We start from the raw sequence: 20,415 nt of genomic DNA on the forward strand, positions 1-20,415 counted from the left end.
ACAAGATGTCAACATCAACGAATGCGGTAGCACCGCAGCATGACCGTCTGACTGCGAAGCAGACACGCAAGGTTGTCACCGCCGGATGCGTGGGCATCTTCGTGGAGCTGTATGACAACGGCATTTTTGCCTTCATGGCCGGCACCCTGGCTTTGGTCTTCCTGGCCCCGGGCAATCCGGACAACGCCCTGTTGTTCGTGTTCGCCGGCTATGCGGTGTCCTTCTTCGTCCGGCCCCTTGGCGCCATCGTCTGCGGCTACCTGGGTGACCGGATCGGCAGGCAGAAACTGCTGGTCTTTGTCATCATGCTGATCAGCGTTGCCACTGCCGGCATTGGCCTGCTGCCGCCGTACGCGGCCATCGGAATTGCCGCACCCATCCTGTTGGTCCTGCTCCGCCTGGTCCAGGGATTCTCCGTGGGCGGCGAAGCTGCCGGCGCCATGACCTTCCTCGCGGAGCACGCCCCTGAAGGCAAGCGCGGCGTGATCACCTCCTACGCCCAGATCGCCTCCTTCGCAGCCCTGCTGACCGGTACCCTGGTTGCCTTCTCCATGTCCCCGTGGCTCACCCAGGCAGCGATCGAAGGCGGCGGCTTCGGTTCCTTCGCATGGCGTATTCCGTTCCTGGTGGCCATCCCCATGGGCATCATTGGCTGGTACATCCGCAAGGCGATCAGCGACACCCCCAACTTCCAGAAGCTGAAGGAAGAGGGCGGCCTTTCCAAGAATCCGCTCAAGGAAGCCCTGGCCAGCCCGGTGCACCGCCGCGCAATGCTCCTGGCGCTGTTCATTCCGCTGATGAACGGTTCCGGCTACTACGTCCTGTTCTCATACATGCCCACGTTCCTGAAGGGCAAGCAGCTGAACTTCACCATTGGTGAAGCACTGCTGGTCACCGCCTGCAGCCTGGTGGTCATCTGCATCGCCATCCCGTTCATGGGCGCCCTCTCCGACCGTTTGGGCCGCAAGAAGGTCATCGCCGGTTCGGCTATCGCCATGGCCGTCCTGGGCATCCCGTCCTACGCCCTGATCGCCACCGGCCAGATGGGCCTGGCCATCCTCGGCGCCTGCATCATGGCCGTCGTCTTCGCGGGCCACACGGCAGTCATCCACATCCTGCTCGTGGAACTGTTCCCCACCCGTGTCCGCTACTCCGCCTACGGCGTGGGCTACAACATCTCCTCGGCACTCTTCGGTGGAACCGCTCCGCTGCTGATGACCTGGCTGATTGCGGAAACCAACAACATCTACATGCCTGCCTTCTACGCCGTCATCACGGCGCTGGGCACCCTCGCAGCGGTCAGCACCGTCAAGGACCGTGCCCACGAACCGCTGCGGGACGCCTAAGCACCCCCGATCCACAGGCTCCTGCGTCCGGCCCCGCTGCCGGGCGCAGGAGCACTCCCATTCCCCACACCTGGAGAACCACATGTCTTTTTCTGACTACACCACCGCCTTCGTCACCGGAGCTTCCACCGGCATGGGCGCCGCCATCACCGAACGCCTCACCAAGCGCGGCCTCACCGTCCACGCCGTGGCCCGCAACGAAGAACGCCTCGCTGAACTGGCGGACCGGACGGGAGCAGTCCCGCACGTGGTGGACCTGACCGACACCGCAGCGCTGGCCGCCGTCGTCCGCGACCTGAACGTGGACGTCCTGGTCAACTGCGCCGGCGTCTCCCGACCGGGCAACATCCTGGACTCCTCCGAAGAGGACATCGATGAACTGGTGGACGTCAACCTCCGCGGGCTGCTGCAGCTGACCCGGCTGGTCCTGCCGGGCATGGTGGAGCGCGACCTGGGCCACATCGTCAACATCAGCTCGATCGCCGGAACCTACAACTTCTACGGTCACACGGTCTACCACGCCACCAAGGCCGCCGTGCACCAGGTTTCCCGCCAGCTCCGCAACGACACCGTGGGCAAGCGCATCCGGGTCACCGAAATCTGCCCCGGCCGCGTGGAAACCGAGATCTTCGGCCGGAACATGGGCGGCAGCCCCGAAGCCATGGAAGAAGCCTGGAAGACGTACTACGAGGGTTACGAGTCGCTGACCACCGACGACATTGTCAATGCGCTTGATTACGCCATCGAAACCCCGCGCCACGTGAATGTTGGCATGCTTGAACTCATGCCCACGTTCCAGGTTCCCGGCGGCCTCACCTTTGACCGCCGCGAGGACTGACGAACAGCCACTCCGCACTGCCCGGGACCCGGGCAGCCGAATATCCAGCCCGCCAACCCGATAGGCCGCACCGATGCAGTTGATACGTACCGTCAGTTTCCCCGAACCCCAGCTCCTGGCTGACCTTTCCCCGCTTCCCGAAGGACTCAGGGGCGTGGTGTGGGACATGCAGGGCGAACCCGACGCGGCCCACGGCAGCATTGACGGCGTCATCCTTCCGTACATCAACGCCGGGGCCGTCCTGGGGAACCTGGACAAGGTACAGGACCTGAAGTTCGTGCAGACCCAGTCCACCGGGTTCGACGGCGTCCGCGAGGCAGCAGGGCCGGGCGCCGCGGTGGCAAACGCCTCGGGCGTGCACGCCGCTGCCACAGCGGAACTGGCAGTGGGCCTCATCCTCGCCAAGCTGCGCGGCATCGACCAGGCCGTCCGCGACCAGCAGACCGAAAACTGGGCACCGCAGCGCCGCCAGTCCCTCGCGGACCGGCGCGTCCTGCTGCTGGGCATCGGCGGCATCGGCCAGGAACTGGCCCGCCGGCTGGAACCCTTCGAGGTCACCGTCACGCGCGTGGGCAGCACGGCCCGCACGGATGAGCACGGCCGGGTCCATTCCTCCGCTGACCTGGAAACCCTCGCCCGGGAGCACGACATCCTGGTATCGGTCCTCCCGCTGAACGACCACACCCACCACCTGGTCAATGCCCAGATCCTCGTCGCCCTGCCCGACGGCGCCCTGGTGGTCAACGTGGGCCGCGGCCCGGTCATCGACACCGACGCGCTCACCGCCGAGGTTGTTTCCGGCCGGCTGCAGTGCGCCCTGGATGTGGTGGACCCCGAGCCGCTGCCAAAGGGCCATCCCCTCTGGTCCACGGACAACGCCCTCATCACCCCGCACGTGGGCGGCAACGCCTCCGCGTTCGAGCCCAGGATCCTCAAGCTCCTGAAGCGCCAGCTCGAAGCACTCGCCGCCGGCGAGACCCCGGCGAACCTGGTCCAGCAGGGCCCATTCCAGCAGGCTTCTTCCCAGCAGGGACTGCCCGCATGAGCGCTCTGTTCGATCTGACCGGCCGCGTTGCCCTGGTCACCGGATCCAGCCGGGGGATCGGATCATCGCTCGCCCGTGCACTGGCCGACGCCGGCGCCACCGTGGTGCTCAACGGCGTCAACCCGGAGCGGCTCAAGGAAGCCGAAACGGCGCTCGCCGCCGACTTCCCGCCCGGACGCATCACCAGCATCGCCTTCGACGTCACCGACGGCGACGCCGCCGCCCGCAGCATCGCCTGGATCGAGGAGAACGTCGGCCCGCTGGACATCCTGGTCAACAACGCCGGCATCCAGCACCGCGTGCCCATGCTGGACCTGGACGTGGCCGACTGGGAACGGGTGATCTCCACGGACCTCACCAGCGCGTTCCTGGTGGGACGGGAAGCAGCGCGTCACATGATCCCGCGCGGCCGCGGCAAGATCATTAACATCTGCTCCGTCCAGACGGACCTGGCCCGCCCCACCATCGCCCCGTACGTCGCCGCGAAGGGCGGGCTGCGGAACCTGACCCGTGCCATGACGGCCGAGTGGGCCGCCTCCGGACTGCAGATCAACGGCATCGCCCCCGGCTACATCCACACGGAGATGACGCAGAATCTGGTGGACGATGAGCCGTTCAACTCCTGGATCCTGGGCCGCACCCCGGCCCACCGCTGGGGCACCCCGCAGGACCTCGCAGGGCCGGTGGTCTGGCTTGCCTCCAGCGGCTCCGACTTCGTGAACGGCCAAACAATCTTCATCGACGGTGGAATGACGGTGGTGGTCTGATGCCAGGGAACACTTTCCAGGACACAGTGACTGAAAAGCTGCCCGTCTCCGGCCCGGCCCTGGTGGCCCACGCCGCGGGGGACCTGCGCATCGATGACGTCCCGCTGGCCGATCCGGCCGACGACCAGGCAGTGGTGGAGGTGCTGTACGGCGGCATCTGCGGCTCGGACCTGCACTACTGGCTGCACGGCGCCGCGGGGGAGTCCATCCTGAAGGACCCGCTGGTCCTGGGCCACGAGATCTCCGGTGTGGTGGTCCGCGCCGCGGCCAACGGCGAGGGACCGCAGGCGGGGACCGCCGTCGCCGTCCACCCCGCCACCCCCGGACCCGGCGCGGCGAAGTACCCTGCTGACCGGCCCAACCTCTCGCCCGGCTGCACCTACCTGGGCAGTGCGGCCCGCCACCCGCACACGGACGGCGCGTTCAGCCGCTACGTCAACCTTCCCGTGCGGATGCTGCGGCCCCTGCCCGAGGGTATCGACCTGCGCACGGCAGCCTTGATCGAACCCGCATCCGTCGCCTGGCACGCAGTGTCCAGGGCGGGAGATGTCCGCGGCAAGACCGCCCTGGTGATCGGCTCCGGACCCATCGGCGCGCTGGCCGTCGCCGTGCTCAAGCGTGCCGGCGCCGCATACATCACCGCGGTGGACCTGCACCCCAAACCGCTGGAGATCGCCACCGCCGCAGGCGCGGACCAGGTCATCAACGCCGCGGACACGGCGGCCATTGAGGCCGTCGAAGCGGATGTGGTGATCGAATCCTCCGGCAACCACCACGGCCTCGCCTCGGCCATCCGCGGCGCCGTCCGCGGCGGCACAGTGGTGATGGTGGGGCTGCTGCCCACCGGCATGCAGCCAGTCCCCATCTCACTGGCCATCACCCGCGAGCTGGATTTGAAGGGCTCGTTCCGCTTCAACGACGAGATCGATGAGGTCATCGCCGCGCTCGCCGATGGCAGCCTGCACATCGAGCCTGTCATCACCCACGAGTTCCCGCTGTCCGATGCCCTGCACGCGTTCGAGGTTGCCAAGGACTCCACCAGCTCCGGCAAGGTCCTGCTGAGCTTCAACGGCGGCGGTTCCGCGCAGGCAGCAGGCGGGCAGTGACCACCCAGGTCCCGCCGCTGGTGGTGATGGGCGTGTCCGGGTGCGGCAAGTCGACCGTAGGCGCCCTGCTGGCCGGGCGCCTCGGTGTTCCCTTCCTTGACGGCGATGACTACCACCCCGCCGCCAACAAGGAGAAGATGGCCGCGGGCATCCCGCTCACCGACGCCGACAGGGAGCCCTGGCTCGCCCGCATCGGACAGTTGCTCGCGGGGCAGGATCTGGCAGCGCGGGATGCTGCAGGGCATGGCGCGGGGATCGCGGGAAACTACGACGGCGGCACGCCGGTTGCGCCCATCGTCGCCTGTTCAGCGCTTAAGCGCAGCTACCGGGACCTTCTGCGGGCCGCCGCGCCGGACGTCGTTTTCGTGCACCTCTCCGGCAGTCCGGAAACCATCGCCGCACGGATGGACGCGCGGGCCCATGAGTTCATGCCCCGCACGCTGCTCGAGTCCCAGCTGGCTACCCTCGAAGCCTTAGAGCCTGATGAGGCGCACATCATCGGCGATATCGCCCTGGAACCCGGAGCTCTCGTGGACTCCGTCGTGCTTGACCTGCGGTCGCGGGCGGGCGCCGCCGCGGCATAGCTGGCCTGGTCTGGTCTTAAGTCTCCTTGGTAGGTAGACTGGTCTACCTACCAAGGAGTCGCCCCATGCCCGCCGACGCATCAGTTCCCTCTGCCGCAGCCCTACCCACTGCTTCGTCCGCTGGGCCGCTGCCTGCTGCTGATCCTGCGTCCGCTGCAACGCTGCCCGCCCGTCGGCCGGCGCGGCAACTGCTGCTTGAAGCCGCCGCCCGGCTGTTCTATGCCCAGGGCGTGGGCGCCACGGGGATTGACACCATCACCACCGCGGCCGGGGTCGCGAAGAAAAGCCTCTACAACAATTTCGCGTCCAAAGCCGATTTGGTGGCCGCCTACCTCGAGGCGCGCCATGAGGAATGGCTGGACCTGTACGGCGCCCGGGTGGCAGTTGCCGCCACCCCTGCTGAACGGGTCCTCGCCGTCTTCGACGCCTACCTGGACCACGCCAACGTCGCTTACGAGCACGGCTTCCGCGGCTGCGGCCTGCTGAATGCGGCGGCCGAACTGCCCGCCGGCCATCCCGGGAGGCTGGCGGTGCGGCAGCACAAGGAAGAGGTGGAACACCTGCTGTCCACGCATCTGGCTGCGCATCTGGCCGGTCGTCCCGCGACTGCGGCCTCACCGAACGAGGCCGAACGTAGTGCCGGGCTCGCGCAGCACCTCTCCTTCCTCCTCGAAGGCGCCATGGCGAGGGCCGGCCTCGAAGGCGACGACGCCAACCTCCAGCAGGCCAAGCGCATTGCCCAACAGATGCTGGCAGGACTGTGACAGGCAGTCGCCGGACAGAAAACGGTGCAACCGTGAGCCCGTGGACAGATGTCCCAGGGACAGACAGCCCCGCTTCAGTCGTCGCCGTGCATGCCGGGCCCGGCAACGCGCCGTTCTGGGGTGCCCTGTTCGTCGTGGCGGCTTCCATCCTGTGGGGCACCACGGGGACCGCCTCCACCCTCGCGCCGGGGGTGAGCCCGCTGGCCATCGGCGCCGTAGCCATGGGGGTGGGCGGCCTGCTCCAGGCGCTGTTCGCGGCCCGGGCCATCAGGAGGCAGCGGTCCGGCATCCTGCGGCGGTGGCGGCTCGTGGCCATGGGAGCGGCGGCCGTGGCCGTATACCCCCTGGCGTTCTACAGTTCCATGCACCTGTCCGGAGTGGCCGTGGGAACTGTGGTTTCCATCGGATCGGCGCCCGTTGCGGCAGCCCTGATCGAACGGTTCACCGACCGGAAGCCGCTGACCCGGCGCTGGATCATTGGTGCGTTCCTTGGCGTGGGCGGAGCGGCGCTGCTCTCGTTCGCCGGCCACAGTCCCGCGACCACCACTGGTACGGAAGCCGGTACAGACGCCGCCGGGGCCTGGGGCTATACCGCTGGAATCCTCCTGGGGCTGCTGGCCGGCGGCACGTATGCCCTCTACTCGTGGGCGGCGCACCGACTGATCGGCGGTGGCATCCCGTCCCGGGCGGCAATGGGCAGCATCTTCGGGCTGGGCGGGCTGCTGCTGATGCCCGTCCTGGCCGTCACCGGTGCGCCGCTGCTCGACTCCTGGACCAACTTCTCGGTAGGCGCCTACATGGCTCTGGTCCCGATGTTTGCCGGCTACATCCTGTTCGGCTGGGGCCTGGCGCGGGTCCGGGCCAGCACGGCCACCAGCATCTCGCTGCTGGAAACGGTAGTGGCAGCGGTCCTTGCCGTCCTGGTAGTGGGCGAGCGGCTCCCGGCACTTGGCTGGCTTGGCGCCGCCGTCGTCCTGGGCAGCCTCTTCATCCTGACGCCGCGGACCCAGCGCTCCCCGCAGCCCGCCGCGCCCGCGGACGGCACACGGTCAGCGCCGGAGGCCGCAGGGGCTCAGCCGGCAAAGGTCGGCCACCGGGACATCAGCCGGTAACCCCGTAGCGGGAACGGCCGCCGTTGACCGCCACAAGGACGTCAGCCGGCAGCCCGGCCGCGGGTACTTCAGCCCGTAGCCCTCCCACGCTGCGGACCGCGCCCGGTGGCGGGGCGGTTCAGCAGCAGGCAGCCACCCAGGACCAGCAGCATAGCGCCCACCACCACGGCGGCCAGCTCCTGGCTGCCAATGCCTGCGGCGACGATCGTGAACGCGAGCACGCACACCAGGCAGCCGGGCACGAGGCCCGGCGGAATACGGCGGGACGGGTAACCGGAGAGCAGCTCCATGGCCAGGTGGGGATCGTCGGCGATCAGTCCGAGCTCCAGCTCCTTGAGCAGCCTCCGCTCCTCTTCGGACATTGGCATCGGATGCCCCTGAATTCCATGAGACGCGGGTATCGCTTATGACGCTAAGAGCGTTCCACCATCGAGTCAAGGGTTCGCGTTGTCCCGCAGCACGATCCCGGGCATGCGCCCTGCCAGGAAGGGGTACCGGCCCACCCTTTTTAAGCCGGGATTTTCAGCCGGCGCACGACGGCGGGGCCGCGGCCTGCGCGGCCGGCGCACCCCGGGCGCTACCTTGGAAAGCCGCCTACCGTCGTCGCAATTCCGCGAACTCGATGGACGGAACGATGGCGCCGGCGTCCCGCTCCACGAAGTTGGTGCCCGGCGGCACCAGGTCATCGATGGCGTCCAGGACCGGCTCGCTGAGCCGGACATCCGCCGCGCCGAGGTAGGCCTGAAGATGTTCCTCGTTGCGGGGTCCGATGATCACGCTGCTGATGGCCGGGTGGGTCAGGGCGAACCCGATGGACAGGTCCACCAGCGAAAGTTCCAGCTTGTCCGCCAGCCGGGCCAGCGCATCCGCGGCATGGAGCTTGCGCTCGCTGGCGGGCCCTGAGATGTCGTATCGGCCCGGGAGCGAGTGCACCCGGGTGGGGGCCTTACCGGCTTCGAAGGTGAAGCTTCCGGAGAGCCAGCCGCCCGCCAGTGGGCCGTAGGCCAGGACGCCGAGCCCATATTGCTGGGCAATGGGAAGGACGTCGCGTTCATTCCCGCGGACCAGCATGGAATACGGCACCTGGTTGCCCAGCGGGGGGATGAGGTGGTTGGTGTTGGCCAGCCACTGGGCCTCCACCAGCTGCGCCGGTGTGAAGACCGACGTGCCGTAATACAGGATCTTGCCCTGCCGGATCAGGTCGTTGAGCGTGGTGATCGTTTCCAGCACATCAGTGTTGTAGTCCGGCCGGTGCGCCTGGTACAGGTCGATCCGGTCCGTCTGCAGCCTGCGGAGGCTGCCTTCTACTGCCTGGGTGATCCAGCGGCGGGAGTTGCCGGAATGGGCCGGGTTGGCGCTCATCTGGCCGTGGAACTTGGTGGCCAGGAAAACGTCGTCGCGCCGGCCCCGCAGGGCCCGCCCCACCACCTGCTCGGATTCGCCCTGGGAGTAGACGTCCGCTGTGTCGATGGCGGTGATGCCCGAGTCGAGGGCGGAATGGATGATGCGGATGCTCTCTTCGGCGCCGGTGGGGGCCCCGTGCGGACCACCCGTACCTTCGCCGAAGTTCATGGTGCCAAGGGTGAGTTGGCTGATAGGGGTGCCCGAACGTCCGAACACCCTCAGTTCGCTGAGGCTCATCCCCGGTTCCCTCCTGTTGGCTGCGTGCCAGTTGCGTATGTGCCTGAATGCCTGCTGCTGCCTGCATGTTGCCGGCGCGTCGTCGAGTGATGGAAACGTGCCGCCGATCGTCACGAGGCTACACAGATTCACTTCCACCCGGCGGAATCCCGCCTTGTTCCTTCTCTTTTCGACGCGGGAAGTAACGCACGGCAGCGGGCGTGACGTTTTGTGGCGGGCCGGCCGGTTTCGGTCCGCAGTTTCGTCCCGCGGCAGCACTGCAATAATCTGAACCAACGGTTGTGCGCGGGGGTGCAAACGCCCGGTGCAACGTGCAGCACGTAAGTTCAGGCCCATCACACCAGACGAGGCGGACACGCATGACGGCATCAGACCAGCAGCACGTATTACGGCGGAACGCGCCCGCGGAACCACCGGCCGTGGATGCCCACCTGCTGCAGCAGCTCGCGGACGCCCATGGGGTGGGCACTTCCTTCCAGGGCTGGGACGGGCTGCCGCACGCAGTTTCCCCGGAGACCCTGACGAAGGTGTTGGGCGCTTTGGGCGTGCCGGCCCACACCGATGAACAGATCCGGGCCGGGCTGGCCGAAGCGGAACTGGCACCCTGGCGCAGAACGCTGCCTCCCGCCGTCGTCATCCAGCAGGGCGAGCCGGCCCAGGTACCTGTCCACATCCCCGACGGCGCCCCGGTGAGCCTCCGCATCAGCCTTGAAGGCGGTGCCGGGAGCGTGGACGCGGCCCAGCAGGACGTGTGGGTGCAGCCGCAGGACGTGGACGGCGTGGCAACGGGCCGGGCCACCTTTGCCCTGCCGCAGGACCTTCCGCTCGGCTGGCACACGCTGCACGCGGAAGCCGGGAGCGTCACCGCCACCGCAACCCTCGTGGTGACGCCGGGCCGGCTGGACACCGCCCGGGACCTTGAGGAGCGGCGCGGCTGGGGGCTCGCCACCCAGCTCTACTCCGTGCGTTCGAAGCGTTCCTGGGGGATCGGGGATTTCTCCGACCTTGCCGACCTCGCCGCACTCAGTGGAGCCCGCGGCGCCGACTACGTCCTCGTCAACCCCTTGCACGCCGCAGAACCGGTTCCGCCGGTGCAGCCCTCACCGTATTCGCCGTCCACCCGGCGGTTCTTCAACCCGATCTATATCCGCATAGAGGCCATTCCGGAGCTTGCCTACCTGCGCCCCCGGAAGCGCGGCGCGCTGGAGAAGCTGCGCGAGGAAGTGGCAGGGCTTAATAAGGACGCCGAGCGGCTGGACCGGGATGCGGTTTACGCGGCGAAACTGCAGGCGCTGGAGCTGCTGTACTACACGCGTCGGTCGCCGTCCCGGCAGGCGGCGTTCGATGAGTTCTGCCGCATTTCGGGCAGCGGTCTGGACGACTTCGCCCTCTGGTCAGCCATCCGCGAGGACGCTGCGCCGGACGATCCCATGTGGACGGACCCGGCATTCTCGCTGGATTCGCAGGAGGCGCAGGCGCTGCGGGGAAGGCTCGAGGACCGGATTGGATTCCACCGGTGGCTGCAGTGGATCTGCGACGAACAGCTGGAGAACGCGCAGCAGGCAGCGCTGCGTTCGGGGATGCGGCTGGGCGTGGTGCACGACCTCGCAGTCGGTGTGGACCACAGCAGCGCGGACGCCTGGACGCTGAAGGGCGTGCTCACCCCCGCCACGAGTGTTGGCGCGCCGCCGGACATGTACAACCAGCAGGGCCAGGACTGGGGCCAGCCGCCGTGGCATCCGGTCCGGCTGGCCGAAGCGGGCTACCAGCCGTTCCGGAACATGCTGGCCACTGTTCTGCGGCATGCCGGCGGCATCCGGGTGGACCACATCCTGGGACTGTTCCGGCTGTGGTGGATCCCCAGCGGCAACGCCCCCGGCGACGGCGCCTACGTGAAGTACGACCATGAGGCACTGATCGGCATCCTGGCCCTGGAAGCGCACCGGGCGGGGGCCGTGGTGATCGGCGAGGACCTGGGCACCTTCGAACCGTGGGTGCGGGACTACCTTGCCGCGCGCGGCATCTTGGGTACATCCATTCTTTGGTTTGAGTACGACGGCGATTCTCCCCTTGCGCCTGAAAGGTACCGTACGCAGGCGCTTTCCAGCGTCAACACCCACGATCTTCCGCCCACGGCCGGTTACCTGGCCGGGGACCACGTGGCGTTGCGCAGCCACTTGGGTCTGCTGGAACGGTCCGAGGCCGAGGAGCGTGCCCAACACAACGCGTCCCTGGAAAAGATGTTCGCGCTGCTCCGCGAACGCGGCTACCTGCCCGGAGCCGGCACCGCGGGTGACACGGAGGAGCAGACCATCGAGGCACTGCACCTGCTGCTCAGCCAGACGCCGTCCGTGCTGCTGGGCGTGGCGCTGGTGGATGCGGTGGGGGAGCGGCGGGTGCAGAACCAGCCCGGAACCACCGAGGAGCTCTACCCCAATTGGCAGGTGCCGCTGGCCGGTCCGGATGGTAAACCTGTTTTCCTTGATGACCTCCCCGCCAACGCGCGGTTCAATTCGCTGCTCGCGGCGGTGGAGGAGGCCCTGCACGGCTAGTCAATGGTGAGGAGAATGCGATGAACGGCGAACCAGTACTGGTGGTCGGCGGTACCGGCATGCTCGGCGGCCAGGTGGTCGCCGCGCTGCTGGACCGGGGCAAGGACGTCCGGGCACTGGTGCGGCCGGGGTCGGATGCATCGCAGCTGGAATCCCGGGGCGTTCAGATTGCCCGGGGCGACATGATGGACCCCCGGTCCCTGGATCAGGCCATGGCCGGGGCGGACGCTGTCATCACCACAGCTGCCGGGTACACCAAGCACCGCAAGGGAGACAGCCCTGCAACCGACACCACGGGCAACGCCAACCTGGCCGAGGCGGCCGCCCGGGCAGGCATCCGGCGCTTTGTCCTCACCAGCATCCTGACCTGCGACGAAACCCCGCAGGTGCCGCACTTCTGGCACAAGAAGCTCATGGAGGACAAGCTCGAGGGGCTCGGCGTACCGTTCGTTGCGCTGCGGCCGGGTGCCTTCCTGGACCAGGTCACTCGGTTCGGCGGTGACCCCGTGACCAAGGGCAAGCTGATGTGGTTCGGTTCGCCCAACGTTCCGCTGACCTTTGTGCTCACCCCTGACCTTGCCGGTTACCTGGCGGATGCCGTGGATGCTCCGGGGGTCGATGGGGAACGGATCGACATCGGCTGGGACCGGCCGGTCCGTATGAAGGACGTGGCGGACATGATGGGCCGGCTCAGCGGATCGAGGATAGGGGTTCGCTCAGTGCCCTTGAGGGTGCTGAAGACGGCCGGAGTGGTGCTGGGACGGGTGAACCCGACGGTGCCGGACATGGCGTCCATGATGGACTGGTTCCAGACCGGCCGCTACGTCGCCAATACCACCCGGCAGCGGGCCGTCTTCGGCCCGCCGCCCACGGCCGAGGATGCCATCCGGCGGCTGCTCGGCATCCTCGGCCATCCGGCCGACAGGTAAATCAGCCCGCTAACCGGTGGTGATCACATGGGTGAAGTGGTCGTACCGGAAGGTGACCGGGCCGCCGTCGTGCTCCAACGCGATGTTGGCGCCCGGGGAAGCTCCACCGGCCCCGTAGCTCACATTCCAGGACCGGTCCAGGGCGGCTTTGAACTCGTAGCTGCCGGCCGGGAGGTCCGGAAAGGTCAGTTTCCAGATGAGGCTGGCAGGGTCCAAGGTGAGCTGGGCCTGATCGCACGCGGGATCCCAGTCCGCTGTGCAGCCGAGTTCACTGTCCATACTGCCTGCGGCGGCAACGGCCCCGGGCTGCTGCGCGGCGTAGGTGGCGCTCAGCAGGTGTGTGCTGTTGTCGTAGCGGAAGGTGACCGGGCCGCCCGGGTGGTCCAGGATGATGTTCTGTCCGGCGGGTTGGCCGTCGGCACCGTAGTTCGTATCCCAGTTGCCGTTGAGGGCCGCCTTGTACTCGTAGGTGCCGGCCGGCAGGTCCGCGGTCAACCGCCAGATCCGGTCCGCCGGGTCCAGGACCAGCTGCGCCTGGGCGCAGGCAGGGTCCCAGTCCGCCGCGCAGCCCATGGCCCTGTTCAGTGATCCGGCCACCGCCACCGAATCCGGCTGCGGCGCTTCACCCACGGTGACCGTCCGCGTCCCGCTGGCAACGCTGAAACCGGGCCCGGACATGAGGGCGCGGTACTGCACCGTGGTGCCGTCGGCCAGGGCGGAGACGTCGTCGGTGGCCGAATACACGGGGGAGGAATCGTCGGTTCCCACGGCCGTCCACTCTCCGCCGCTGACGCTCCGCTGGAAGGACACCACGTGGGTGGACTTTTCGGGATCGGCCGTGGCACTGAGTTTGACGTCGCCTTGGACGTTGCTGCCCTCTGCGGGCTGCTGCATTGTCAGGACCGGGGCGGGAACGCTTGCATTGCGTGCCTGGCTGGTGGCGGTATGCCCGCCGTTATCGAGCACTGTGGCACGGTATTCCACGGAGGTCCCGGCGTCCAGGGCGGCGACGTCATGGAACACCTGGTACGGCGCGGCGTCGTCCGTGCCGATCGGCGTCCAGTTTCCGCCCGCCTGCTTCGCCTCGAAGGTGACCTCGTAGAACGAAGTACCGCCGACGTCGGCCGTCACCTGAAGCCGCCCGTTGTCGCCGACTGCCGGCGCCGGTTGTTGAAGGACGACGGCGGGAGCGGACTTGGAGTGCGGGATGCGGCCGGAGGACTGGTAGACCACGGTTGAAAGCGGCGGCACGGTGACCGTCAGGGTGCCGGCGTCGGAGGTCTTGGCCTTGGCTGGTGCGTCGCCGTAGATGCGGGTGTAGTTTCGCTTGGCGATGTAGGTGGGAACTTCGGCGGCCTGGGGCTGCTCGCTGTTGTTCAGTGCCACCACGTATTCGCGCTGGTCCTTGGCATCGGTACGGGAGAAAGCGTAGATGCCGGGGCCGTCGGAGGCGTAGCGGCCTTGCTGTGCGCCGTTCCGCAAGGTGGGATGTTCCTTGGTGAGGGCGGCCAGTTCGCTGATTCCGGTGTAGAGCGGATGGCCAGTGTTGAAGTTGTCCGTGGCGTGGGTGGCGTCCGTGCCCAGCAGGTCGTCGTCCAGGTATTCCGGCACTTGGCTGGCGAACAGCGTCTGCCGGGCGTCCTGGTCTCCACCCGGCCCCGTGAAGCCCTGCTCGTCCCCGTAGTAGACCACGGGGTTGCCGCGGGAAAAGTACATGAGTTCGTGGGCAAGCCGGTCGCGGGCCACCTTCTCGGCGTCCGTCGCTCCGGGATTGTCGGCAGTGATGAAGCTGCCGATGCGGCCCATGTCATGGTTGCCCAGGAATGTGGGCAGTTGGTAGGCGTTTGAGTCGGCGTCGGTGTACCAGTCATCGCCTGCGAAGAATTCCTGCAGCGTACCGGCGTCCTGTCCTTTGGATGCGAAGTTCCGCGCTGCGTCTTGAAACGGGAAGTCGAGGACGGCCTGCATCCGGTTCCGCGTAGTGAACTGCGACGTGAAGCTCTTGGAGGTGTCGAAGACCTCGCCGAACATGAAGAACTCGTCCTTGCCCTGTTCCTTGGCGTAATTGAGCACGTCCGGACCGAAGTCCTGCCAGAACTCGTCGTTGACGTGCTTCATGGTGTCGATCCGGAAACCGTCAACCCCAAAGTCACGGATCCAGTTCTTGTAGATGTCCTTCATGCCGTTGACCACCGTGGGGTGTTCCGTGAACAGGTCGTCCAGGCCGAAGAAGTCCCCGTAAAACGAGTCCTCGCCGGTGAAGGTGGTGTCACCCCTGTTGTGGTACAGGGTGGGATCGTTGAGCCACGCCGGGACCTTGAGGTCCTCTTCGCCGGGTTCCAGGACTGGTTTGTAAGGAAAAGAGGTGCCGGCGTCCAGTTTCGGGAATGCATCCGTCCCCGCGTAGTCGCGGTCATCGAAGGCCTGCCCGTCGGCCGTTTTGTAGGGGACGGCGTCCTTGGTGACGTAGCTTTTCCGTTCATTCTTGTCGCCGTAGCCGATGACGTCCGCAGTGTGGTTGGTGATGATGTCGAAGTAGACCTTCATCCCGCGGGCGTGGGCTTCGTCGATGAGTGCCTTGAGTTCGGCGTTGGTGCCCAGATGGGGATCGATCTGGGTGAAGTCGGTGACCCAGTAGCCGTGGTAGCCGGCCGATTTGTCCTCGGGCTGTACCGCCTTGTTCTTGAAGCTGGGCGTGAGCCAGATGGACGTGGTGCCGAGGCCCTGGATGTAGTCGATCTTGTTTCGGAGCCCGGCCAGGTCGCCGCCGTTGTAAAAGCCCTTCCTGGTGGGGTCGAAACCGGACACCATGGGATCGGAGCCCAGGCCTCCCTGGTCATTGGCCGTACTGCCGTTGCTGAACCTGTCCGCCATAACGAAGTAGAAATTCTCGTCGGTCACAGGGGCGCGGAGCGAATGTTGGGCCACCGACGCCGGGTCCTTCGGGGCAGGGGCGGCCTGCGCCGGGAGCGACGCAGCAGAGATGGCGACGGTTGCCGCGAGGAGTCCGACGGCGGCACGCCGGGCGGCAGTGCCGGGACGGGTGCGGGAACGGGTTGGCGTTGGTGGCGTGGCGCGTGGGGGCACGCCGGTGGGGGTGCGGAGCATCAAGGGTGAGACCTTCCTGGTAGCGGCGCTGCTTTACAGGCTTGCTGTCGGCAAGGGTTGGTGCGGCAAGGGCGCCGCCGGGTCCGAAGGAAAGCATGCTTCCTGTGAACCACATCACAACCGTAGGCGCTGGCGCAGGATTACTCCAGTGTTTAGGAAATTGCCCGTTGGAGGCAGCCGGAAAGCCCTCTTACACGGATTGCCGCTTCATGCCGGGACCTGGCAGCGTGCGGCCGTATCAGCCGTTCGGTACCAGGGCGGTAGGCGAAGGAGTTTTGACGTCGTGGATTACTGGTCCGGGAAGGCCTGTCCCTGAGTCCAGGGCGAAGGTGGCCACGTTGTCGGAGCGTTCGTGCGCAACGTGGAGCCAGGGCCCACGGACAATGTGGTGCCGGGGCCAGTCGCCGCCGCTGTCAAGATCCTGCACGGGCAGCAGTTCGCTGCCGTTGCTGCCCACCTCAAGCACACTGATCCGGTTCGATCCGCGGACGCCTGCGTAGGCAAAGGTGCCGCCTGGGCCGAGGCAGATTTCGGCAGCTGAGTCGCCGTCCTTGGCACCTCCGAGTGTTGCGGGGCCCCCGAACACCAGCTTGAAGGTTCCGGCTTCCGGCCGGACAACAAAGACCTCGATGGAGTATTCGGAGACCACGAACACGTTCCCGCCGGGGTGCAGAGCCAGATGCCGGGGGCCGCTGCCGAACGGCAGGACAACCTCATGGTCGGCCACCAGCCCGGTTCCGGGTTTGTAGGTCCAGATTCGGAGTGTGTCGTGGCCCAGGTCTGTGGTCATGACCCGCCCGTCGTGCAGCATCAGGCTGGTGTGCGCCCTGCTCTGCCGGCGTTCATCGGGGGAGTGGGCCGAATGCGGATCAACCGACGGTGAGGCCGGGAACCGCCCAGTGATCCCGCCGTCGGCATCCAGTTCATAGAGCAGGACCTGGCCGTCTCCCCAACAGGTTGCGGTGACGAAGCGGCCCTGTGGGTCTGTTGCAACGTGGCAGGTGGCCTCACCTGCCGGCCATGATGTGCCTACGGGTTCCAGCCTGTGGCCATCGACGTGCCGGTAGGCCTGGACCATCCTGCGCTGCTCGGCCACCGCGTACACCACCGGAAGGGTCGGGTGGACGGCAACGAACGACGGCGACTGGGCCTCCACTGCCGTGCCGAGCCATTCCAGGCTCCCGTCCCCGTTGGCGCGGAGGGCGCCGATGCCCTCTGCGCGTCCGCCGCCGTCCGGGGTGTAGGCGCCAGTCCAGATGATGTTGGCGTGAGGAGGAGCTTGGCCCTTTGTGGCAGGTGTCCCGGAGGCAGATGTCATGGCTCCATCCTGCCAATAAACACAGCCCCTGCCGCGGCGGCGTGGCGTCAATTACGATGAAAATTCCAGCCAGGCAGATGGAGGTGGATCCGATGGGTGATGGTGTTGCCGCGGGTTCACTCCCTCCCCGTCCTGTCTCGTAGTTGTACGTAGTTCTACTCAGTACACCTAGTGCCGGCAACCACAGTTCCCGCACTCATTTCGAAGGGGGCATGTTGCCTTCTGTCCCGTCCTCCAGAACTCCGCAACAGTCGGGTGTGGGGGTCGTTGGAGTGGCCGCCGCCCTGCGGGCCGCCGGCTGCGTGTTTGCCGAGGAGGAAGCCCTGCTTCTCCTTGAGCAGGCGGCCAGCCCCGCCGAGCTGGCGGACTGCGTGCGGCGCCGGGTGGCCGGTGTTCCGCTGGAGTACATCCTGGGCTGGGCAGAGTTCGATGGCCACCGGACCGCGGTCCGGCCCGGTGTCTTCGTTCCCCGGCGCCGGACCGAACTGTTGGTTCGGCTTGCCACTGAGCTGATATCAGCAGAAAGCGGTTCGACACGCGGCGCCGTTTCAGGTGCTTCCCCGTCCGGCATCGCCACAGCGGCCGAAGGCCTACAGGGAAATGCTTTCTTCGGCGGTGTGTTGGTGGACTTATGTTGCGGTTCCGGCGCCGTCGGCGCGGCGCTGGCGCGACGTTTCCCGCGAGCAGAACTGCACGCGGCGGATATTGATCCCGTGGCTGTGGAGTGTACGCGGAGCAATATCGAGGCACTGGGAGGCCATGTCCACGCCGGTGATCTGTTCGATGCGCTCCCTCGCGGACTTAGAGGCAGGGTGGACATCCTCGCCGTCAACGCACCGTACGTTCCCACCGATGCCATCAAAAACATGCCGCCTGAGGCGCGCGTTCACGAACCGCTCATATCCCTGGACGGCGGCGCTGACGGGCTCGACTTCCATCGCCGTGTGGCAGCAGGCGCCAAGGAATGGCTCGCGCCCCACGGCTGCGTGCTGATCGAAACCAGCGAACAGCAGGCCGACGGCACAGCGGCGCTCCTGGCCGCCGAAGGGTTATCTGTGACCACCGTTCATTCAGGGGAACTCGATGGAACGGTCGTGGTGGGCAGCGCGGGAATTTAGCGGTGCCTTTGGCGGTGCGGGCATCATGTCCTGGCGGCTGTCCCGCCAACGTGTCGGGCGTGTGTCATGGCCGGGGGGGGGTGTTGGTCGCCGGCGGTGGTGGTGGTGGTTTGAAGTAGTGGTTTTGTTGGGGTGTTTGGGTGGGGTCGATGTGGGGTGGGGGGATGAAGGTTGGGGTGCCGCCGGTGGTGGTGATGGTCCAGTCTTCTTTGTGGATGAGGTGGTGATGATGGGTGCAGAGGAGTGTGCCGTTGGTGGTGTTGGTGTGGCCGCCGTGTGACCAGTAGGTGATGTGGTGGGCTTCGCACCAGGGGGCGGGCATGGTGCAGTTGGGGAAGGTGCAGCCTTGGTCGCGGGCGGTGAGGGCGAGGCGTTGGGCTGGGGTGAAGAGTCTGGTTTTGCGTCCGAGGTCGAGGACTTCGCTGGTGGTGCTCAGGAGTGCGGGAATGATGTCGGCGTCGCAGGCGATTTTGCGGAGGGTGGTGGCGGCGACGGGGCCGGTGAAGGCGAAGGCTCCTGCGGCCGGTGTGCGGGGTGTGGTGGGTGTGGGGGTGGGGAAGAGGTCGTGGTGGTTGATGGTGGCGATGATTTGGGGTCTGTTGCCGCCGGTGGTGGGGAGGTGGTTGGTGGTGAGGGCGGTCTTGACGGCAGTGATGATGCCGTCGAGTTGTTGCTGGGGGCGGGTGCGGCGTTCCAGGTCCGGGAGGCCCTTTTTGTTTGCGCCGTTGGGGTAGGCGCTTACCGCGGCGGTGTCGTCGCCGTTGTCGCCGTCTGTTCCTGCCCGGTTGGTGCTGGTGTTGGGGGTGGTGGTGCGGGGATTGGTGGCGATGTTCATGGCGGTGAGGAGGTGTTCGTATTGGTCGGTGGTGGCGAAGATTTCTACGTGGTGGAGGCCATGGCGGGGTTTGCGGATGAAGGCGCCTTGGGTATGGCGGAGTGCTTCTTCGGTGGGTTCGGTGCCGTCGGCGTCGAGGGTTTCTGTGAGGCGTTGGGCCAGGCGGGCTAGGAAATCGGGGTCTGCGGTGGTGGCGGCGTGGGTGAGGTGGTGTTCGATGCCGTGCAGGGTTTCGGGGGTGGCCTGGTGTTGTAGCCGGTCGAGGGTGACGGTGATGATGGTGGCCGCGTGGGAGGAGACGGCGGGTGCGGTGATGGCTTGTGGTGGTGTGGCTGTTGTGGCGGGCTGGCCGGTGCTGGCGTCGGCCGGTGCGAGGGTGATGGCGAGGTGTTCGTGGGGTGGCGGCGTGGGTGCGCCGGTGAGGGTGGTGCCGGGCAGGGTTTGCTGGGCGAGGGTGAGGCGGCGGCGGGCTTCGCGGATGGGGATCCGGAGCCTGAGGCGGAGGAACTCGGCGGTGTTCCGGCAGCCGTCATCGGCCGGGGACCTCACCACAGTGGGTGCTCCGGCGGGTGTGGGCCAGTTGGCGTCGGTTTCGTTGAGGGTTTCGGTGCCGTTGGGCGCCCAGGAGCTGACCCCGGTGGTGGTGCGGCGTGCAGCCCGGTGGGTGGCAGCCCGGGTGGCGGCGTTGGTGATCGCGCGGGTGCGGGTGCGGTCCACGGCCCCGGCGGCGATGAGCTGGAGATACTCCACGCAGCGGGAGAGCTCTTCGACGTCGGCGGCGAACGTGGCCGCCCTGGTGTAGTCGACCGTGGGCAGAGCTTGCCGGGCTGTGACCGCTGCGGCGGCCACAAGCCCGGTCAGGGCAGACAAGTCCAGAGGCGGGTCCAGCGGTTGCCCTGATGAGTGGTGTGGTGCGGGGTGGCCGGGGACGGGCCAAAGGTGGCCTGCCGGGCGGACGTTCGGCCCGGCGTCGTGCCCTGCGGAAGCCTGGACGCCGGGGCGAAAGCGCAGCGGCAGCAAGCCGGAAGAGTTTGCGCTCTCCGTCAGTTGCTCCCCAATGGCTTCCATGACCCCACTCTGCCAAAGGGCACTGACAATCAGGACACCCACAAACCCCTATGTGGACAACCCTCCCGGTACACGTCACGCGACTCGGTTACGTCACCCGCAGTCGTAGCGGGCGTGCAGCCGTACCTCGAGGAAATTGCCATTATCTTGATGGTATTCAGCGGTTTCGGTGTTCGCCCGGGACTAGGGTTGCCCTAGTGGTTCATGCAGACGGGCCTTCGTCAACAATGGGCCGGGAGTGGCAAATGGCTGGCAGCGAACGGGGCAAGACGGTCCGGGAGGAC

At 67.1% G+C, this 20,415-nt stretch carries 16 protein-coding genes; 11 read left to right on the forward strand and 5 right to left on the reverse strand.

The annotated features are described in order from the left end of the window. Positions 1–5: 5 nt before the first annotated feature. From ACFV4R_RS04555 to ACFV4R_RS04590, 8 genes are all read left to right on the forward strand, one after another. Positions 6–1,346: an MFS transporter gene (locus tag ACFV4R_RS04555; RefSeq protein ID WP_377201238.1), complete on the forward strand. Its 1,341-nt coding sequence runs from the start codon at positions 6–8 to the stop codon at positions 1,344–1,346. An 82-nt stretch (positions 1,347–1,428) separates the two neighbouring features. Further along, positions 1,429–2,184, forward strand: coding sequence for an SDR family oxidoreductase (locus tag ACFV4R_RS04560; protein WP_377201239.1), 756 nt, complete (start codon positions 1,429–1,431; stop codon positions 2,182–2,184). 73 nt (positions 2,185–2,257) lie between these two features. Beyond that, entirely contained in the window at positions 2,258–3,229 is a 972-nt protein-coding gene (locus ACFV4R_RS04565) for a 2-hydroxyacid dehydrogenase (protein ID WP_377201240.1), read from the forward strand. After that, on the forward strand, positions 3,226–3,996 hold the full coding sequence (locus ACFV4R_RS04570) for an SDR family oxidoreductase (protein ID WP_377201241.1): 771 nt from the start codon (positions 3,226–3,228) through the stop codon (positions 3,994–3,996). Before ACFV4R_RS04565 ends, ACFV4R_RS04570 begins: the two co-directional genes overlap by 4 nt. Beyond that, on the forward strand, positions 3,996–5,102 hold the full coding sequence (locus ACFV4R_RS04575; RefSeq protein ID WP_377201242.1) for an L-idonate 5-dehydrogenase: 1,107 nt from the start codon (positions 3,996–3,998) through the stop codon (positions 5,100–5,102). Before ACFV4R_RS04570 ends, ACFV4R_RS04575 begins: the two co-directional genes overlap by 1 nt. Further along, positions 5,099–5,686 (forward strand): gluconokinase, encoded by a 588-nt coding sequence (locus ACFV4R_RS04580; protein WP_377201243.1) that lies wholly within the window; start codon positions 5,099–5,101, stop codon positions 5,684–5,686. The genes ACFV4R_RS04575 and ACFV4R_RS04580 overlap by 4 nt, the downstream gene beginning before the upstream one ends. Before the next feature lie 65 nt (positions 5,687–5,751). Then, positions 5,752–6,450 carry a TetR/AcrR family transcriptional regulator gene (locus tag ACFV4R_RS04585; RefSeq protein ID WP_377201244.1) on the forward strand — a complete coding sequence of 233 codons (699 nt, stop codon included), beginning with the start codon at positions 5,752–5,754 and terminating at the stop codon, positions 6,448–6,450. Positions 6,451–6,575: 125 nt separating this feature from the next. After that, entirely contained in the window at positions 6,576–7,562 is a 987-nt protein-coding gene (locus tag ACFV4R_RS04590; protein ID WP_377201338.1) for a DMT family transporter, read from the forward strand. 68 nt (positions 7,563–7,630) lie between these two features. Here ACFV4R_RS04590 and ACFV4R_RS04595 read toward each other — a convergent pair whose 3' ends face one another. Together ACFV4R_RS04595 and ACFV4R_RS04600 are read right to left on the reverse strand one after the other, a co-directional pair. Then, positions 7,631–7,930: a DUF3040 domain-containing protein gene (locus ACFV4R_RS04595; protein ID WP_377201245.1), complete on the reverse strand. Its 300-nt coding sequence runs from the start codon at positions 7,928–7,930 to the stop codon at positions 7,631–7,633. Positions 7,931–8,156: 226 nt separating this feature from the next. Further along, a complete protein-coding gene (locus tag ACFV4R_RS04600; protein WP_377201246.1) occupies positions 8,157–9,203 on the reverse strand; it encodes an aldo/keto reductase in 1,047 nt (348 codons plus the stop codon). A 359-nt stretch (positions 9,204–9,562) separates the two neighbouring features. Between ACFV4R_RS04600 and malQ the strand changes: the two genes are divergently transcribed. Beyond that, positions 9,563–11,755, forward strand: coding sequence for a 4-alpha-glucanotransferase (gene malQ, locus ACFV4R_RS04605; RefSeq protein WP_377201247.1), 2,193 nt, complete (start codon positions 9,563–9,565; stop codon positions 11,753–11,755). Positions 11,756–11,775: 20 nt separating this feature from the next. Beyond that, positions 11,776–12,684: an SDR family oxidoreductase gene (locus tag ACFV4R_RS04610; protein WP_377201248.1), complete on the forward strand. Its 909-nt coding sequence runs from the start codon at positions 11,776–11,778 to the stop codon at positions 12,682–12,684. A 9-nt stretch (positions 12,685–12,693) separates the two neighbouring features. On the opposite strand, the gene ACFV4R_RS04615 is transcribed toward ACFV4R_RS04610, so the two are convergent. Further along, complete coding sequence (locus ACFV4R_RS04615; protein WP_377201339.1) at positions 12,694–15,792, reverse strand: alpha-amylase family glycosyl hydrolase; 3,099 nt, start codon at positions 15,790–15,792, stop codon at positions 12,694–12,696. Positions 15,793–16,030: 238 nt separating this feature from the next. Continuing rightward, positions 16,031–17,110 (reverse strand): lactonase family protein, encoded by a 1,080-nt coding sequence (locus ACFV4R_RS04620; RefSeq protein ID WP_377201249.1) that lies wholly within the window; start codon positions 17,108–17,110, stop codon positions 16,031–16,033. A gap of 212 nt (positions 17,111–17,322) precedes the next feature. Here ACFV4R_RS04620 and ACFV4R_RS04625 point away from each other — a divergent pair, with 212 nt between their 5' ends. After that, positions 17,323–18,228 (forward strand): HemK family protein methyltransferase, encoded by a 906-nt coding sequence (locus tag ACFV4R_RS04625; protein ID WP_377201250.1) that lies wholly within the window; start codon positions 17,323–17,325, stop codon positions 18,226–18,228. 64 nt (positions 18,229–18,292) lie between these two features. Here ACFV4R_RS04625 and ACFV4R_RS04630 read toward each other — a convergent pair whose 3' ends face one another. Continuing rightward, positions 18,293–20,131 carry a DUF222 domain-containing protein gene (locus ACFV4R_RS04630; RefSeq protein ID WP_377201251.1) on the reverse strand — a complete coding sequence of 613 codons (1,839 nt, stop codon included), beginning with the start codon at positions 20,129–20,131 and terminating at the stop codon, positions 18,293–18,295. Between the last annotated feature and the right edge of the window lie 284 nt (positions 20,132–20,415).

Source organism: Pseudarthrobacter sp. NPDC059871, assembly GCF_042731175.1.
Lineage (GTDB): Bacteria > Actinomycetota > Actinomycetes > Actinomycetales > Micrococcaceae > Arthrobacter.

Coding starts and splice junctions, on each gene's coding strand:
- ACFV4R_RS04630 (WP_377201251.1), bottom strand. CDS start 20,131: ATGGAAGCCATTGGGGAGCAACTGACGGAGAGCGCAAACTCTTCCGGC.
- ACFV4R_RS04570 (WP_377201241.1), top strand. CDS start 3,226: ATGAGCGCTCTGTTCGATCTGACCGGCCGCGTTGCCCTGGTCACCGGA.
- ACFV4R_RS04600 (WP_377201246.1), bottom strand. CDS start 9,203: ATGAGCCTCAGCGAACTGAGGGTGTTCGGACGTTCGGGCACCCCTATC.
- ACFV4R_RS04585 (WP_377201244.1), top strand. CDS start 5,752: ATGCCCGCCGACGCATCAGTTCCCTCTGCCGCAGCCCTACCCACTGCT.
- ACFV4R_RS04575 (WP_377201242.1), top strand. CDS start 3,996: ATGCCAGGGAACACTTTCCAGGACACAGTGACTGAAAAGCTGCCCGTC.
- ACFV4R_RS04595 (WP_377201245.1), bottom strand. CDS start 7,930: ATGCCAATGTCCGAAGAGGAGCGGAGGCTGCTCAAGGAGCTGGAGCTC.
- ACFV4R_RS04565 (WP_377201240.1), top strand. CDS start 2,258: ATGCAGTTGATACGTACCGTCAGTTTCCCCGAACCCCAGCTCCTGGCT.
- ACFV4R_RS04620 (WP_377201249.1), bottom strand. CDS start 17,110: ATGACATCTGCCTCCGGGACACCTGCCACAAAGGGCCAAGCTCCTCCT.
- ACFV4R_RS04615 (WP_377201339.1), bottom strand. CDS start 15,792: ATGCTCCGCACCCCCACCGGCGTGCCCCCACGCGCCACGCCACCAACG.
- ACFV4R_RS04610 (WP_377201248.1), top strand. CDS start 11,776: ATGAACGGCGAACCAGTACTGGTGGTCGGCGGTACCGGCATGCTCGGC.
- ACFV4R_RS04560 (WP_377201239.1), top strand. CDS start 1,429: ATGTCTTTTTCTGACTACACCACCGCCTTCGTCACCGGAGCTTCCACC.
- malQ (WP_377201247.1), top strand. CDS start 9,563: ATGACGGCATCAGACCAGCAGCACGTATTACGGCGGAACGCGCCCGCG.
- ACFV4R_RS04555 (WP_377201238.1), top strand. CDS start 6: ATGTCAACATCAACGAATGCGGTAGCACCGCAGCATGACCGTCTGACT.
- ACFV4R_RS04625 (WP_377201250.1), top strand. CDS start 17,323: ATGTTGCCTTCTGTCCCGTCCTCCAGAACTCCGCAACAGTCGGGTGTG.